17 protein-coding genes and 1 pseudogene are annotated in these 16,050 nt (G+C 41.3%); 7 read left to right on the forward strand and 11 right to left on the reverse strand.

Annotation, left to right across the window (positions count from 1 at the left end):
- On the reverse strand, positions 1-587 hold a 587-nt coding region (locus BMX83_RS08845; protein WP_143059513.1), incomplete at its 3' end, for a helix-turn-helix domain-containing protein.
- 117 nt (positions 588-704) lie between these two features.
- A complete protein-coding gene (locus BMX83_RS08850) occupies positions 705-1,172 on the reverse strand; it encodes a plasmid mobilization protein (protein ID WP_091636125.1) in 468 nt (155 codons plus the stop codon).
- Between the two features lie 387 nt (positions 1,173-1,559).
- On the opposite strand from BMX83_RS08850, the gene BMX83_RS08855 reads away from it, so the two are divergent.
- From BMX83_RS08855 to BMX83_RS08870, 5 genes and pseudogenes are all read left to right on the forward strand, one after another.
- Positions 1,560-1,922, forward strand: a complete 363-nt coding sequence (locus tag BMX83_RS08855; protein WP_091636127.1) for an ArsR/SmtB family transcription factor — start codon at positions 1,560-1,562, stop codon at positions 1,920-1,922.
- Between the two features lie 16 nt (positions 1,923-1,938).
- The gene (locus tag BMX83_RS08860; protein ID WP_091636129.1) at positions 1,939-2,550 is read left to right on the forward strand and encodes a CadD family cadmium resistance transporter; all 612 of its coding nucleotides are present in this window, start codon (positions 1,939-1,941) and stop codon (positions 2,548-2,550) included.
- A gap of 26 nt (positions 2,551-2,576) precedes the next feature.
- Positions 2,577-2,723, forward strand: a pseudogene (locus tag BMX83_RS11200) (cation transporter); the annotation flags it as partial.
- Between the two features lie 126 nt (positions 2,724-2,849).
- Positions 2,850-5,027 carry a heavy metal translocating P-type ATPase gene (locus tag BMX83_RS08865; protein ID WP_245746656.1) on the forward strand — a complete coding sequence of 726 codons (2,178 nt, stop codon included), beginning with the start codon at positions 2,850-2,852 and terminating at the stop codon, positions 5,025-5,027.
- Between the two features lie 316 nt (positions 5,028-5,343).
- Positions 5,344-5,985 carry an alpha/beta hydrolase fold domain-containing protein gene (locus BMX83_RS08870; protein ID WP_091636134.1) on the forward strand — a complete coding sequence of 214 codons (642 nt, stop codon included), beginning with the start codon at positions 5,344-5,346 and terminating at the stop codon, positions 5,983-5,985.
- A 107-nt stretch (positions 5,986-6,092) separates the two neighbouring features.
- On the opposite strand, the gene BMX83_RS08875 is transcribed toward BMX83_RS08870, so the two are convergent.
- The 6 genes from BMX83_RS08875 to BMX83_RS11080 form a co-directional block, all read right to left on the reverse strand.
- Positions 6,093-6,602 carry an SOUL family heme-binding protein gene (locus BMX83_RS08875; protein WP_091636137.1) on the reverse strand — a complete coding sequence of 170 codons (510 nt, stop codon included), beginning with the start codon at positions 6,600-6,602 and terminating at the stop codon, positions 6,093-6,095.
- A gap of 451 nt (positions 6,603-7,053) precedes the next feature.
- Complete coding sequence (locus BMX83_RS08880) at positions 7,054-8,037, reverse strand: Lin1244/Lin1753 domain-containing protein (RefSeq protein WP_177170558.1); 984 nt, start codon at positions 8,035-8,037, stop codon at positions 7,054-7,056.
- A 194-nt stretch (positions 8,038-8,231) separates the two neighbouring features.
- A complete protein-coding gene (locus BMX83_RS08885; RefSeq protein ID WP_091636144.1) occupies positions 8,232-9,716 on the reverse strand; it encodes a carbon starvation CstA family protein in 1,485 nt (494 codons plus the stop codon).
- Positions 9,717-9,852: 136 nt separating this feature from the next.
- Positions 9,853-10,563 (reverse strand): LytR/AlgR family response regulator transcription factor, encoded by a 711-nt coding sequence (locus tag BMX83_RS08890; protein ID WP_091636147.1) that lies wholly within the window; start codon positions 10,561-10,563, stop codon positions 9,853-9,855.
- Positions 10,544-12,307, reverse strand: a complete 1,764-nt coding sequence (locus BMX83_RS08895; RefSeq protein ID WP_091636149.1) for a sensor histidine kinase — start codon at positions 12,305-12,307, stop codon at positions 10,544-10,546. Before BMX83_RS08895 ends, BMX83_RS08890 begins: the two co-directional genes overlap by 20 nt.
- 96 nt (positions 12,308-12,403) lie before the next feature.
- Positions 12,404-13,132 carry a YecA family protein gene (locus BMX83_RS11080; RefSeq protein ID WP_091636152.1) on the reverse strand — a complete coding sequence of 243 codons (729 nt, stop codon included), beginning with the start codon at positions 13,130-13,132 and terminating at the stop codon, positions 12,404-12,406.
- A 174-nt stretch (positions 13,133-13,306) separates the two neighbouring features.
- Here BMX83_RS11080 and BMX83_RS08905 point away from each other — a divergent pair, with 174 nt between their 5' ends.
- On the forward strand, positions 13,307-13,564 hold the full coding sequence (locus BMX83_RS08905) for an AbrB/MazE/SpoVT family DNA-binding domain-containing protein (RefSeq protein ID WP_177170559.1): 258 nt from the start codon (positions 13,307-13,309) through the stop codon (positions 13,562-13,564).
- A 334-nt stretch (positions 13,565-13,898) separates the two neighbouring features.
- Here the strand turns inward: BMX83_RS08905 and BMX83_RS08910 are convergent, their stop codons facing one another.
- From BMX83_RS08910 to BMX83_RS08920, 3 genes are all read right to left on the reverse strand, one after another.
- The gene (locus BMX83_RS08910; RefSeq protein ID WP_091636157.1) at positions 13,899-14,120 is read right to left on the reverse strand and encodes a hypothetical protein; all 222 of its coding nucleotides are present in this window, start codon (positions 14,118-14,120) and stop codon (positions 13,899-13,901) included.
- 229 nt (positions 14,121-14,349) lie between these two features.
- Positions 14,350-15,114 (reverse strand): hypothetical protein, encoded by a 765-nt coding sequence (locus BMX83_RS08915; RefSeq protein WP_091636160.1) that lies wholly within the window; start codon positions 15,112-15,114, stop codon positions 14,350-14,352.
- 60 nt (positions 15,115-15,174) lie between these two features.
- On the reverse strand, positions 15,175-15,708 hold the full coding sequence (locus BMX83_RS08920; protein WP_342707566.1) for an AAA family ATPase: 534 nt from the start codon (positions 15,706-15,708) through the stop codon (positions 15,175-15,177).
- Between the two features lie 145 nt (positions 15,709-15,853).
- Between BMX83_RS08920 and BMX83_RS08925 the strand changes: the two genes are divergently transcribed.
- Positions 15,854-16,050: transposase (locus tag BMX83_RS08925; protein ID WP_177170560.1), on the forward strand; the 197-nt coding region annotated here is incomplete at its 3' end.

Below are 16,050 nucleotides of genomic sequence, written 5' to 3' on the forward strand. Positions count from 1 at the left end.
TCCTGTGGACGATCGGTGATGCTGGTGCCTAGGATTCTTTTGTTTTTGCCTTTAGGGTTACTGTGATGGTTTTTTCTTGGTTTTAAACGATACATGACAGGTAAGTCATGGGGTTTGATAGACAATAGACCTTGACGTATATAAGAATAGATGGTTTTAAACGTAGGTATACTCTCTACAGGATGCTTTTTTCTATAAAGAGCTATAAACGTCTTTATATTGTAGAGCCGCTGTTTACCTTTAAACAATCCTTTAGTGAAGGCATCTTCCAGCGCAGAGAAGAACGCGCTCGAGAAAGAGACAATCTTTTTGCGGACACACTTTAAACGTCGATTTTCATAAACAGATTGACCGGAATCTGAATAGTACACAGTGACTTTCTTATTATAGCCATTGATCTGCTTGATTTGTTCTACTGTGCCCCGATTAATTTCTCTATGGATTGTGGAGCGGTTACGCCCAAGGCGTCTGCCTATTTCTGCTTTACTAATATCTTCATTTAACCATTTTTCTATTAGCTGTCTTTCTTTAAAATCTAAATGAGTAAATGATTGAGTCTTATTTGTGCTATAATTATCTGTGGACATGAAGATTCTCCTTTGCTTATTTTGTGGTGATTTAAGTATAACGAATCTTCATGTCTTTTTGTATTTTCAGAATTTAATGAGTGTTGCAATTCATTTTACAACACACCTATAAATAATCTATTCAAAATGTTCATCGATATCATTTACACTCTCTAAATTATTATTTATCACCTTCTTAGCAAATTCAGCTGCTTCTTCTGTATTCATACTTTCTATTTTTGATACTAACTCTTTAACTCTCTTGTATTCATCTAAGACAAGTTGTTCATTCGATACAAGTTGCTGTTCCATTTCTTGCTTATTCTCAATTGAAAAACGTTCGCCTGTTCCGACTTGTTTTAAAAATGTTCTTACATTGACATTAATTCTTCTAACCTGTATTAATAAATCTCGAAGATCTGAATCATCTAAATTAACAGTAATCGGATTATCAATTTTATCCAGAGCTCTTAAAATTAATGAAGACATAGTCATCTTTTCTGCTTCGACTTTTGATCGAATCATTTCTTTTTCTTCTGGTGAAACTCTTAAATGTAATCTACCACCATCTGGTAATCTTACCTGAATACTTTCCGTTCTTTTCATACAAAATCTCTCACTTTCTATTTTTATTTTTATTGAATTTATTTACTTTATAAAGATTATTGTGGAGAGTATTAGAGCGCATTTCAGAGCAAAAGCAAGCCAGTTGTCCGTTTACTTTGTTATAAACGTTCATTAGATAAGACACAACACTTTCCACTTGCTCGATTTTACCCTGCTCATTTACTTTAAATACAAAATGAACCTCTAAAATTACATTTTTCTAATGACCTCTACTGTAAGTTTAGAAGTTATTTAATATGTTACAAAACTTTAATTTGACTAGAAAAAATAACGAAAACAATCAAACAATCGTTTGACTATTTCCTCATGGAGAATTATAATATCTACAACATAATCAAACGAACATTTGAATGAGAGGTGAAACAAGTGACTGAAGTTTGCCAAACAACAATCATACATCCTGAAAAAGTAGATGTGGTAAAAAATAAATTAGAAAATAAAGATTTATCGAATTTACTTGTGTTAGGAAAATGTTTTAGTGATTCTTCTAGAATTAAGATATTCTATGCTTTAGAAACCTTCAAAGAAATGTGTGTCTGTGATTTAGCCGAAGTATTAGACGCTAGTATTGCTACGACGTCACACCATTTGCGCTATTTAAAAAAGCAAGGCGTGGCGAAATCACGTAAAGACGGAAAAGAAGTCTACTACTCGTTAACGAATGAAGAAATCCTTTCGACTATTCGTATAGTTTTAGACATGCCAAACAGCTTATCTTTGACGTCTTAGTTTGGAGGAGAATATTTTGTTACAAATTATTTTTTCAGCAATTGCTGTGTATATTTCGACCAGCATCGATTATTTATTTATCTTACTGATTATTTTCTCGCAAGCCTATACACAAAAAGGACTTCGTCAGATTTATTTCGGGCAATATCTTGGAACCAGCATTTTAGTAGCCATTAGTTTATTTGCTGCTTATGTGCTGAATTTTATCCCCCAAGATTGGATGTTCGGACTTTTGGGACTCATTCCTATCTATTTAGGTATCCGAGTTGCTATGGGAGGCGAAGAAGAAGCAGAAGAAGAGGAAGTCGTGGAGAAGTTAGAGTCCAGAGGGTCCAACCGTTTGTTTTGGTCTGTTGCTTTAATTACAATTGCTTCCGGTGGAGATAATTTAGGGATTTATATTCCTTATTTTACCTCTCTATCTGTTTCTGAAATAGTCATTGCTATAGTCGTTTTTGCTCTATCGATTGCGGTGCTTTGCTACATCAGTTATCGATTGGCAAAAATTTCGTTTGTCTCTGAAACATTGGAAAAGTATGAACGAATTATTGTACCGATTGTCTTTATCGGTTTAGGAATCTTTATTATGCTAGAAAACGGGACCATTCAAACGTTATTCGGTTTATAAGGCTCGTATGTGAAAGGAAGAAAACGATGAGTGAAAAGAAGAAATCGCATCAGTGGCTCCTGGAAGGAATTGACTGCGCCAATTGTGCTGCTAAAGTGGAGCGATGCGTGGCTTCAATTCCCGGAGTGACTGAAAGCAATGTGAATTTCATGACAGAAACCTTGAGGTTTGAGGTTGCTGATGAACAAGAAAATTTAATCTTAGTCAATATACAAGAAAAAATTAACAAGTTGGAACCCGACGTTACTTTAAAAAACAAAGCAGATGGGCAATTGATTAACATAAACCCAGCAATTGCTTTGGAAAGTCAATCCAAAGAAGATGAGGAAAGCCATCATGAATGGCTATTAGAGGGAATTGATTGCGCCAATTGTGCCGCCAAGATTGAAAATGGCGTGTCTGAAATAGACGGTGTCATAAATAGTAACGTGAATTACATGACCCAGACATTAAGCTTTGATCTTGTGGCAGAAAATGACACTAAAACTCTTTCTTCGGTTAAAACTAAAATTAAAAAACTAGAACCTGATATCATCCCTCTTATAAAAGCTACAGGTCAGGAAGTTGGAGAAGACAGGGGTCTCCAGTCAGAAAAATCGGGTCAGAAACAGAATCACAAAAGACCAGAAAATTGGGCAATTAAGTTAACCATCGGTCGCTTAATCCTTGCCGTGTCAGTGCTTTTACTGGCAAGTTTTGCCCCCATTACCCCTTCCCTTTCCTTTGGTTTGTTTGTGGTCGCTTACCTTGTGGCCGGCTATGATGTGATTTGGCGAGCCGTTCGAAATATCTTTAATGGCCAAGTCTTTGATGAAAACTTTTTGATGACGATTGCGACACTTGCTGCCTTCTATGTGCAAGAATATCCCGAAGCAGTAGCCGTCATGCTTTTCTATCAAGTGGGGGAAGTTTTTCAAGATGTGGCCGTAAACAAATCACGTCGCTCTATCGCAGACTTGATGGATATTCGTCCGGATTACGCCAATATAAAGTTAGCCGATGGCAGTACACGCCAAGTTTCACCAGAATCGATTAAAGTCGGCGATACCATTCTCGTACGTCCAGGCGAAAAAGTGCCCTTAGACGGAAAAGTGGTCAGCGGTTCTTCCGCTATGGATACGTCTGCTTTAACCGGTGAGTCAATGCCCCGAAGTGTTAAAGAAGGTGACGACGTTTTAAGTGGTTTTATCAACAAAAGCGGCTTGCTAGAAGTCGTGGTTGAAAAGCCCTTCTCAGAGTCAACCGTGACAAAAATTCTCGAGCTGGTTGAGAATGCAAGCAGTCGTAAAGCACCAACCGAACAATTCATTACAAAGTTTGCTCGTTACTATACGCCGATTGTGGTCATTTTAGCTGTCTTATTAGCTGTTCTTTTACCCTTGACTATTCCTGGAATGACGTTTAACGATGGTGTTTACCGGGCAGCTATTTTCCTTGTTATTTCATGTCCTTGTGCCTTAGTTGTTTCGATTCCCGTCGGTTTCTTTGGCGGAATTGGTGCTTCTTCACGTAAAGGGATCTTAGTGAAAGGCGGCAACTTCTTAGAAGGCTTAAACGATGTTAAATATGTCATTATGGATAAGACGGGAACCTTAACCAAAGGGGAATTTGAAATAACCGATATTCAATCGACACCAGAATTCAATAATGAAGAACTCTTAGAACTAGCCGCTTATGCGGAAACCCATTCTTCACACCCGATTGCGGTTTCTATCAAAGAACATTACGGGAAAGAGATTGATGAACGACGAATTGATGAATACAATGATCTCTCAGGCCATGGTGTTCAAGCGGTTGTTGATGGCAAAGAGATATTAGCCGGAAATACTAAATTAATGGCTAAATATGGTATTCCTTTTAAAGAAGTAGAAGAAGTCGGAACGGTTGTCTATTTAGCGATTGAGGGAGCCTATGCTGGTTACCTTCTAATTGCCGATACGATTAAAGAGGACGCTGCAGAAGGTATAGCCTTAATGAAAGAAAAAGGCGTCGAACATATCATTATGCTTACGGGCGATTCAAAAGCGGTCGCTGAGGCTGTTGGAAGTAAATTAGGCATCGATGAAATCCACTCGGAACTTCTTCCACAAGACAAAGTGGAGAAAATGGAAGAAATTATGGTGCGCAAAAACAAAAAAGAAAAAGTTGCTTTTGTGGGCGACGGGATCAACGATACGCCTGTATTGGCCCGTTCAGATATCGGGATTGCGATGGGTGGCTTAGGCTCAGACGCAGCCATTGAAGCGGCGGATATCGTGATTATGGACGACAAGCCGTCTAAAATTGGAACGGCCATGCAAGTGGCCAAAGATACTCGCCAAATTGTCTGGCAAAATATCATTCTCGCACTAGCCATCAAAGGGGTATTTTTGGTTTTAGGTGCCCTCGGTGTGGCTTCGATGTGGGAAGCTGTTTTTGCAGATGTTGGCGTAACAGTTGTTGCTGTATTGAACGCCATGCGTGTTTTAAAGAAATAACTTATAATACTGTCAAGTGTTAAGTAATAGATAAAACAGTAAATATCAAAGGACGAGAATGTAACTTTCATTACTCTCGTCTTTTTTTGCTTAAAAATAATTAACTAGTAAATCACTAATTCGAACTTTTTTCAAAGTTAAATTATTGTACTAAGCATTTGCTAACAAAGTATTAAATGCAAAAGAACTTTCGTAAAAGTGTTGGAAAACTCTTCGCTATGCTTAGTAAAACTTAGTTTTAAGCATAAAAAAGCCTCACTCAGGAATAAGTTGTTCCCTAGTGAGGCTTTCATCTTGCTATGGAGTGAGGGGACTCATGAGCCTGCCTCAGACGCACAAGTACTTTGCGGCCCAGGGCTATGTCGTCTTTGACGTCCAGTACGGCTTGAACGACCAGGACCAGTTTTTAAAATTCGCTTCTGTCCCGGACGGCTTGTCGGGCCCTTTTGATATCGATGACATGGTCCGGCACCTGGGTATCTTCACGACCTATCTGGCCGACAATCACGAAGACTTTGGCGCCGACATTGATTCCGTCTTCGTCTCAGGCGGTTCAGCCGGCGGACACCTGGCAAGTGCGTTGGCCTTAGGTTCTGCTAGCGGCGAGTACCCAGACCTCATCGATCCGCGCATCAGTGTTCAAGGTCTCATTCCCTTCTACCCGGCCAATGACCTCTCGCGTTACCGAAACATCGGCGGGAAAGACGAACTGGTCGATCCAAACCAGCTGGTCGACGAAAACAGCCCGCCTGTCCTACTCTTTCAAGGGGACCGGGACGGCTTCGTCAACCCCCAAGTCGCCAAAAATTTCAAGCAGGCTTACCTTGATGAAAGCAATGAAGATTTCGCGATTCTCTGGATGCCATACGGTGCCCATGCCAGCGACATCTATTTTCCGGGGCATTATAACCAGACCTTTATCTTCTACATGGAACGCTTTATGTACCAGCACAAGTAAGACGATAAAATGAATCTTAAGTAAACGATCCGAAAAGGAACACGTGTAGCGTGACAAGGTCTCCCCTTGCCAGGCTGCACGTGTTTTTTGATTTCAAAAGCGAGTCTTTACGCTTCAGTGACTCTGACCCAGCTCTCGTTGCGCTTAAAGAGCGGGAGTGTGAACGGTCCGTTGTAAGACACCAGCATGAAAGTTGATGCTTTGATCAAACCTTTGTCCGCGACCCATTTTTCCAGCCGGTTCTTCATGCTCTGTTCTTTGGTCTCGCTTCGGTTGCCTGAAAAACGTACCACCGCAAACAGTCCTTCCTCAAACCGCTCCACTTTCAGGTTCGGATCTTTAGGCACCGGCACCCGGTCCCAGTAGGCCTTTGGGGCGACAAAAGCCATTTTCCGGTTCTCCTCGGTCTCTTCCTGGATCACCGGCACCGTCATCGAAATCTTTTCATTGTCTTCGTTCTCGCTTGAGATGTACTTGAACAAGGTCCGGAAGCCGCGGTTGACATTCCGATCCTTCCGGTTGTCATAGGCAACGATATAAAACTGCCTGTACTTCCGTAGTTCAAAGCCGTTCTCCTTTTCCAAGACGTCATAATCAGGGGTCTCATATTGACTCATGTCATCACTCCGTTCGGTCTAGTAATCACCAAGGTTTACACTGTCAGTTTACCACAGCATCTACCTCAATCCAGTTGAGAACGCACACGGGGATGACGGACAAGGTAGATCCGTTCGGGACTGTTAAGCGGGCTAGTCATTTCTGCATTATCGTGAACTCAAACCACCGTCATTACATTACCGAAAGCCTCTATACCTGTGCCAATCACGCTTGCGGTACAAGTGAAGCAAAATCTGGCGCCCACTTGTGCTGAATAGTGTTTCTCGGGACAAGTAAGGCCGAATAACTCGGTCACTTGTCCCGAATAGCCTGTTTCGGTACAAGTGAAGCCGGATCGAGCAGTCACTTGTCCCGATACGACTAATTCAAATCATAAAGCTTTGAAAACTCTCGAATTCCCAACTCACGAGAGCGGGGTCTAAACTTTTTAAAACTTTACCCCCTTGCGTGTTACCGTTTTTTGCTTCGTATGCGTTCAAGGGTGTCTTTGATGTTCTGAGTCGTCGCTTCGCCTGCGAGCTCATCACTAGCTTTATAGTCTGGATTGGCCCATAGCGGCAAGGATTCCTGTTTAGCTGGCCCGCTCGCGCCTCTTTGTTTCTGACGTTTAAAAGCCACGTCGTACGCCACGAGGTCAGCCAGGGTCCTCACCTGCTTGCGCTTGAAGTCCAAGAGAATCGCCTGCAGGTAGCGGAAACGCTTGCCGTTCTGTTGCGTCCGTTCGATCGCTTCAAGTATAACAGGGGCTTCAAACACGTCTAGCCAGTCCGTTAACTGGCGGGCCACTTCCTGGGTCGGGGTTTCGATCTTGCTTGAATAACTGTCCAGGACAGTCACATCATCGTCATCGTCATCGGTCTTAGATGCTTCTTTTTGCATGTCGCCTGATGATATACTTTCTTTTCCTTTACTTTCCTTTACTATACTTTGTGTAGTTAATGTTGACATTAACTCCGCTGAGTCCAAAGTTGCCTCCTCTAAACCATTTTCACCAAGGCTTTCAGGAAAAAGTGTAACCAGAGACAGATTGGTGTACTTTTCAGCTTCCTCTTCTGACAGCAGAAAGTATTCTTTCACGGCACTCACGTTTTTTCGTCGGCTCACGGCTTCAAAGTAGCGTTTCTGGATCCCGTGGCTCGTTAAGATCCCGTAGTCATCGAACAAGGACTGACTGAAGAGGCCCCACCTTAGCCCAGCAGCAGCGACCGCAGACACCAGTGACACCTCCACACCGATTTTTCGACTAAAGAGCTTCAGTTCCTTCTCGCCCCAGTGGTACATATACCCTTCCGCATAAATCTTCATCAACAGTTTGATCGTCACCGCAAAGCCTTCCAGTCCAAAATCCGATTCGATCAAAGCGATCTTGTCATCCTGATCGATCGAAACGTCCAGCGGAAAATAAGTCAAGCCTGTCTGTAGTGGTCGCGCCATAGTCAACACTCTCTTTTCGTTTTTAATTTTGGGAAAAGTCTCTCCCTTAGTAATAACGAAAAGAAATGGGGAAGTGTTACCTGAATTTCTAAAAATCTCAAAAAATCTTCTTAGCTTTAAAACATAAAAAAGAGGATACGCATTGTATCTCGTATCCTCCAAAAAATTCTTATGCATAACTTTTTCTATAAAATTTACCCGACATAATCCGTTGCGACATTATCAGGAATCAAATGATCGTTAAGAAGTTCTGAGTCTGGTATAAGGTTCTCTTTCTGTACCTTGCCGCTTCTCCAAAACACTCCGATAATGCCTAAAGTAAGCGCGACAGAAAGGATATAAGTGAGCGTTCCAAGACCTAATCCAAACCCGATCGGCTGGCTGAAGATATAAACCACGACGGCGTAAAGCATGAAGGTGGCTGGGACCAGCGTGACGATGAAGTTCTTGCCTTTCAAGTAAAGGTAACGTGTTGACACAAGCAGTGAGATCGCGGCCGTTACCTGATTAGCCCAGTTGAAGTAACGCCAGAGCAAGTTGAAGTCGATCTGAGTCAGACCGAATGAAATGACGTAAAGCGGGACCGTCACCATCAAAATCTTCTTCAATGTGTCTTGCTTGATATGAAGATAATCAGCTAAGATCGTACGCAAGCTTCTGAATGCTGAAAGTCCGGATGACAAAGGCAGAACGATCACGCCGAAGATCGCCACAGTTCCTAAGACATTACCTAAAAGCAATAGCGATACCTGGTTGACGACGACACTTGGTGTACCTGAGGCGATCATCTGGCTCAAAGTCTGCCCGTCGAACAAGGACATAGCCGCAGCGGCCCAGATCATCGCGATCACACCTTCAGCGATCATCATACCGTAGAAGGTAAAGCGCCCTTCTCGTTCATTCGTACTTGTACGAGAGACCATCGGCGACTGAGTAGCGTGGAAGCCTGAGATCGCCCCGCATGAAATCGTGAAGAACAAGATAGGGAAAATTGGTGTCCCGTCCGGGTGCCAGTTAGAAAGTGAGCCCGCGGTCAAGTTCGGAATGCTGTGGTCGCCCATGATCAGACTTGAACCGATGGCGATAGTACTGATGATCAAGATCGCTCCAAAGAGCGGATACACTTTTCCTAAAGCCTTATCGATAGGCAGGATCGTTGAGATGATATAGTAAACGAAAATAAGACCGGTGATCATGCCGACTGTCATCCAGCTCGGTGTGAAACTTTTGATCAGACTGGCAGGTGACGTGACGAAGACGGTCCCTACTAACATTAAAAGCAGCATCGTAAAGATATTCACCACATGCTTGACAGGCTTGCCGAGGTACTTGCTGGCAAGTTCCGGCAAGTGTGCGCCCTTGTTCCTCAGTGAGATCATCCCGATCATATAGTCATGCACGGCACCGGCAAAGATCGCCCCTAAAATGATCCAGATATAAGCGACCGGACCGTACAAGGCTCCCATGATCGGACCAAAAATCGGTCCTGTACCGGCAATATTCAGTAACTGTATAATAGCATTTTTCCATTTCGGCATCGGGACAAAATCATAACCGTCCCGCAGCGTCTCTGCTGGCGTCGGCCGATCCGTTTCGATCGTAAAGTTCTTCTCGATGTAGCGTCCGTAGGTAAAATACCCTAGGACTAAGAGAGCGATTCCCCCAAGTAATGTCAGCATGTTATTTTCCTCCTTAAGTAATGTGAACGTTTTATTTATACGTTTAGTTTACTAAAGGAAAAGGGTTTCAAGGGGCTTTACCGATGAAATGCAGTAAATTAAGGATGACTTGCAGGAATAGACGGTCGAACGTCTTTTACAAACCGAGCTTTTCCCGAAAGACTTTGATATAAGAACGACTGACTGGGACTTTGACGCCTGATTCCATGGTGACTTGATACGTCGTATTGAACCACGGTTCGATCTCCTTTATCTTATCAAGGTTTATGATATAAGAACGGTGCACACGCATAAACGGATGACCAGCTGTTTTATTCTCCCAATGAAGCAGCGTCTCTGTACTTTCATAGTTATTTGCTCCTGCATGCAGGACGGTTTTGCCCTGGACGGCTTCGATGGTCTCGATTGCTTTGATCTTCAGTATATGGATCTTGTCTTCCGAACTAACAGGAACGGTATCCAGGCTCGTCACCTTTTGTGGCTTTGATTCGAGCTGTTTGATCGCTCTATCAAGCGACTGCTGGACACGTTTGGCCTCAAAAGGCTTCAGAATATAATCTGTTGCGTTTTTTTCAAACGCTTCGATAGCGTAATGATCATAAGCCGTTGCAAAAACGATCACGGGCGGATCAGGGATATCTTTGAGCATTTCTGCGAGATCCATGCCGCTCTCATCTGTTAAATGGATGTCCAGATAAGCGATGGCGATCGCATTGGACAGAAGCAGTTTCGTGGCTTCAGCGATCGAATCAGCTTCCAAAATCTCGCTCACACGAGCATCTTGTTTCAATAAATGACTCAACTCAGCACGTGCCAAGTACTCATCTTCAACGATCAGAAGTTTCATAGTGTGCTCCTTTCTTTGGGATCCGGCTCCAGACACGCGTCCCCGCTTCACTTGTTTCGATATGGAGTTTTGCATCGCTGCCGAACAAACTGACAAGACGCTTGTTCAAGTTTTCGATGGCTGATCCGGTCCCGTCCTCTGACTGGACCGACTGGTTGCCGATCTCTTCCAATATATCTTTCCTGACCCCTACCCCATTATCTTCGACTTCGACAAGGAGTTCAGAGCCTTCATTCGCGATCTTGATAAGGACATGATTATCGGATTTTCTGCCTTTAAACCCGTGTTTTACAGCATTTTCTACTAAAATCTGCAGCATGAAGGGTGGTAGTTTAGCCTCCCTAATGGTTTCATCGATCTCTCTTTCTACACTGAAGCGGTCAGGGAACCGTGCCTGTTCAATACTCAAATAGGCAGCGACTTGTTCAAGTTCTTTTTCCACCGAAATCAAATTCGTTCGTGCGCCCTGAAGATTCGAACGGAAGAAAGCACTCAAGTTAAAGAGCAGTGTTCTCGCTTGTTCACTGTCGATGCGGATCAAAGCAGAAATCGTATTTAAGGCATTGAAGAAAAAGTGTGGATTGACCTGGGCCTGAAGTGACTTGATCTCCGCATCCTGAAGCAGGCGTTTTTGCATATCGAGTTCGCCGTATTCTAACTGTCTCGAAAAGAGCTTGCCCAGACCTTCAGCAAGCTGCCTTTGGACATAGGTCAAATCTTCTTGATCGGTGAAATAGAACTTAAGCGTTCCTCGGACTTCGTTTCGGACCGTCAGCGGAACAACGATCGCCGCTGCCAGCGGACAGTCATCGACATGACAGCCGATCTGTTCTCTTGAATGCGCGACCTTCATTTCGCCGGAGGCAATGACATTTTTCGACAAATCGGTCAATATCAAGTAAGGCGGCTTATGATGGTCACTGGCAGCGCCGACATGTGCCTCGATTTTTTCCGTGTCTGTAATACTGACCGCTGAAACTTTCATCGTCTGCTGGATGATCTGTGCCGCCTTTGTCGCTGATTCTTCCGTGAGCCCTGTCCTAAAATAAGGCAAGGTCGCTTCTGTCAGATCCAGCACCGCATGCGTTTGAACCGCCCGTGTTTCTTGCTCGATTTTCTTGAAGGATTGAATGATCGACAAGAAAAGTGCCATACCTATACTATTCGTCAGGATCATGGGAAGCGCAATGAACTGAACCAAGCTCCAAGCAGCTGCCGCGTTAGAACTCAAAAGTAAAATGGACGTCATTTGAACCAGCTCAGTCACGCCACCGATAAGCACCCCGTCCAAAGGTTGGGGGAACTTTTCCCGTTTAATGAACCGGTTCCCGTAAAAACCCGAAAGCAGCCCGATCAGAATCGACGAAATAAAGTAAATATGCGGATCATTCCCGCCTTGAAGGTAGCGAGTGACACCCGAGACTAGCCCGACGACAAATCCGACAGGCGTCCCGCCGATCAAGCCCGAGACCCCGATCGTCAAGACACGCGTGTTGGCCAGTGACGACGCCGGATCGAGCGGAGTGAACAGCTGAGAAATGATCTCCTGGTCAGCACTGATCTCCACACCCGTAAAGTTCGAGATAAAGGCAAACACACTGAAAATAAAGATCAGCAAGATTTTTTTATTCAGCTTCTCCCGCTTCAATAGAACATCTTTGAAGAAAGGAATACTAAGTAAAATGTAGGCCAATATAATAATCAAGCCCACACGTTCAAGCAGTAAGATAAACAAGGCACCCAACGCGATCATCCTTTAACCGTTTTAATCAAGTGTAACACATCTAAAAAGATTCGACTGAATGTTTTCAGTCGAATCTCTTAAAGTAAAGCTATAAAATTATCGGGCGTTCATTTTCTGATCTTTATCCAGACAGCATTTCTTGTATTTCTTGCCGCTGCCGCAGTGACAGGGATCGTTGCGCCCGAGTTTTTTGGTTAGTACTTGATTGCCCGCAGATGCATTACCAGCAGCACTGTACCCCAAATCTATTAACTCTTGATTCGTATGTCCTTTATTTGTCCATAGTCTTACATTATCCTGAAGCTTCCTGACTAATCGCTTGACTTTATCTCTCTGCTGTTTGCTATTAAATTCCACACCCATGTTATCGAGTGTAGACATAACTGTTCCAAAACTAGCATTGACTTCAATCATGCCCTCAGCGTCTTCGCAGACGGCTTCCGCCCGTTCTTTATTACCATCCACGTGATATTTTAATACATGATCATATAGTTTTTTGTATGCTTCAGACTTATAGAAGTAAAACTCATCCATATACTTCATTAATTCATTCTTATCAGGAATGTACCGCGGTTTACCCGCTTGCTTAGACAAGGTCTCATCCAAATCATCATATACGAGAATTGTTTCATAAACGAAATAATTGCCTTCTTTATAAGCAAAGTGCTTTTCTATTTCTTGAACCGATGCATCGAAATAGTCTTCGATTTCTTGTGAAGTGATCTGCTCGTCCTGTTGTTCATTATAGATTTCAGCGACCACATCTTTATGTACCACACCATAAAGACGGGTTAAAGTTACAATATATTTAGAAAGTGAATTCATGCATTCTCCTCCAGTGATCTTTTATCAAATCGTATCATAAAACTTACTTAAAGACACTACTTCATTTCTTCGTATTAATAATTATTTATTATTCTGAACTCATTCATGATGATATACGTTTGTATTAACTGGTGATATAATTATAGTAACTCATAGATAAGGATGGTGAATCTTATGAATGTCAGCCAAGGTAAGGTCGAACAGAAGATAAAGCGATGGGGTAATAACATTGGACTAGTAATTCCTAAAGAAATAGCCAGAGAATTGAATCTCGAAGAAGAATCTGCCATTTATTTAGAAGTCAAAGATGGCAAATTGATCATCAAACCAAAAAAAGACCTGTCCTTAGTAGATTTACTTGATAGAGTAAACGATGAAAATAGACATGATTTTATAGATTTTGGTCCCCCAGTTGGGAGAGAAAAATTTTAAGTGATCCAGATGCTGGTAATATTATCACTGTAACTTTAGCTCAAGTAAAAGGTCATTAACAAGGGATATATCGTTCCTATTTAGTCCTTAGTCTCAAGTTTATAATAAACGCTTGAAACTGAGTATCGTCTTACCTGTGAGACATATAGTAAAAGGTTATCTATTTGAAGTAACTCTGCCTGACTCAACGACAACGGATCGTGTGATTCTCACGAATCATGTCGTATCTGCCTGCAGAAAGAATATGACCAAACTGATCGGTGGTTAAATCAATATAAACTAAAGATGACCTTCAACTGGAGATTAAAGCTCTTCCGTTGAAAGTCATTTTTAGTTAAAACGGTAACTCTAAGTCTTCATCACTACTCAAATTATTTTCTTCCAACCATTTCTGAACTTTGGCTTTTTCGCTTTCATCATCTTCCAGCAGTCCTTGTTCTCTGGCTTCTTCCATAGTTATGCCATAAGGCGCACCGCCGCTAGTATAGCCAGCGATGAAGAAGTAACTTTCTCCATAAACAACATCTTCAACTTTTTCATCATCATATTTTTTCATTATGTCCCTCGCTTTTTTCCATTGCTTCATTATACCTAGTCAATCTTATTGTGTTCATAAATAATATTCCTTCTTCGTTATCTTATGGACACCGGCATTAAAATCAGTAGCCAGTAAAGATTTAAAAGTCCTCCCTATCGATTTTAAAGTTACAACAAGGATTACCTATTATCATTATTGTAACATATTTTAGTTTATAGATAATAAATAAATACTGTCATATCTTTCGTTATTTATAACATATAACTTCCTTAGATACTCTGATCATAGTTTCTTCATCGATGTCAATTATATCTTTAATGTAAGCTATATTAAGCTTTGGGTTAAATAGTCCTATGGTTTCAAGGTTTTCAAAGTGCTCTTTGTGTATGGATCTCAACCCCATAAGGTAATACACGAGTACTTGTAACGTGTGTTTTGAAGAAATAGAATTTTTCGACACTTTTAAGTCCCATAACGTCTTTGAAGTCAAGAAATCTGCATCTCCTGTAGTAATTATCGATGAATAACCCTCTTCAAAAGTAAAGCCGCTTAAGATGATTGGTCCATTGTCGTTGAAGAAATAGATCGTTCTATTAACCATGATTTTAATGTCCTCGATTGATTCGTCGCTAGGCATTATATTTTCTATGGGTTTATAAGTCGCAGGACCCGCTCTGAATACCGTATCAAAACCAACTAATTTGCATGCATTGACTATTGAACGGCTGTCAAGGCCGTTGATATTCTCTAGTAATTCTATAGCTTGAGTATGCTTTTTTATGAACTGTGCACCTCTAAGACTAATGTAGAAAACATCTTTCTTGTTGTTACCAAGCATTAACCGTGTAAGATAATCCACTGCCAAGCCAGTAATAACAGGTGACAAAAACTCATCTTTTGTATTATTTAATTCAAAATCATCCTCATATTTAAACTTATCCATTTGCTTCACTGGCAAATAGCCACCATATGGCTGCTTTACTTTTCTTGTTCTAGCAGTAACTGAAACCATCGTACACCTCCTGAAATTAATCAAATCAAATTAATACCTCTAATCTATTGATTTATGAAATTAACCTGTTTTGTTATCTATTTCTTTAGTCATCATTTTAAAATGATTCTTATGACCTGAATTAATGAATATTTGTTCAAATACTTTGAGAAATTTTTCGTTATCTGCACTCCTATGTTGCATATATAAGTCATCTTGATAGTGGTGTGATCCGTCGTGTGCCCACTTTACAAGCGAAGCGCAAATCAATTTATCACTACCGTCAAATTTAATAATCTCTTGGTCAATATTCAAGCCACCGAAATGCCTAAAATAGACTTCAAGTATTCGTCTTAAGATATTTGGTAATAGACTAGACTGTTTATTTAATTTCATTTCATCCCATAACAATGAATATGAATTTTTTATAGGATTCTCATTCTTGAATGACTGTATATTTGAGATATTATTTTCCTTTCTTAAAATCCAGTAATTTTGATAATTGCTATTCTCACCTATTGGCTTATATGTTATTTCTTTATGAAAATAAAGATTATGAGTTAAAATAAACATTTGTGTGTAACGACTAAATTCACTATTAACAACCTGAATAATTCATACTTTGACTTCAAACCGTCTGAAACTGCCTAACGGCAGTCTTCATTTACTTTTTCATTTTCACCTGTTAAGTGATGCAAAAAGAACCCCATTCTGATATGGTAAAGGTGTCGAAACCAACCATAAGAAAGGAGTTCTTCTCATGACTAGCTTACACAAAAACCAGGTAAAATTCAATTCAAATTTGACTATTTCACATACAGGTGGTCGCTTATCGAGTGATTCGGGTTTGGTCTTAGTTAAAGAGGTGATGAATACCTTCGACTTTTCACACGTAGCTAAACAGTGGCTCCATATTAAAGACAAACGTGTTTACTTCACACATGATAACTTAGCGAT

Origin of the sequence: Alkalibacterium gilvum, assembly GCF_900109085.1 — a bacterium.
Classification (GTDB): Bacteria; Bacillota; Bacilli; order Lactobacillales; family Carnobacteriaceae_A; genus Alkalibacterium; species Alkalibacterium gilvum.

Coding starts and splice junctions, on each gene's coding strand:
- BMX83_RS08850 (WP_091636125.1), bottom strand. CDS start 1,172: ATGAAAAGAACGGAAAGTATTCAGGTAAGATTACCAGATGGTGGTAGA.
- BMX83_RS08870 (WP_091636134.1), top strand. CDS start 5,344: ATGAGCCTGCCTCAGACGCACAAGTACTTTGCGGCCCAGGGCTATGTC.
- BMX83_RS08875 (WP_091636137.1), bottom strand. CDS start 6,602: ATGAGTCAATATGAGACCCCTGATTATGACGTCTTGGAAAAGGAGAAC.
- BMX83_RS08880 (WP_177170558.1), bottom strand. CDS start 8,037: ATGGCGCGACCACTACAGACAGGCTTGACTTATTTTCCGCTGGACGTT.
- BMX83_RS08885 (WP_091636144.1), bottom strand. CDS start 9,716: ATGCTGACATTACTTGGGGGAATCGCTCTCTTAGTCCTAGGGTATTTT.
- BMX83_RS08890 (WP_091636147.1), bottom strand. CDS start 10,563: ATGAAACTTCTGATCGTTGAAGATGAGTACTTGGCACGTGCTGAGTTG.
- BMX83_RS11080 (WP_091636152.1), bottom strand. CDS start 13,132: ATGAATTCACTTTCTAAATATATTGTAACTTTAACCCGTCTTTATGGT.
- BMX83_RS08905 (WP_177170559.1), top strand. CDS start 13,307: ATGAATGTCAGCCAAGGTAAGGTCGAACAGAAGATAAAGCGATGGGGT.
- BMX83_RS08910 (WP_091636157.1), bottom strand. CDS start 14,120: ATGAAAAAATATGATGATGAAAAAGTTGAAGATGTTGTTTATGGAGAA.
- BMX83_RS08915 (WP_091636160.1), bottom strand. CDS start 15,114: ATGGTTTCAGTTACTGCTAGAACAAGAAAAGTAAAGCAGCCATATGGT.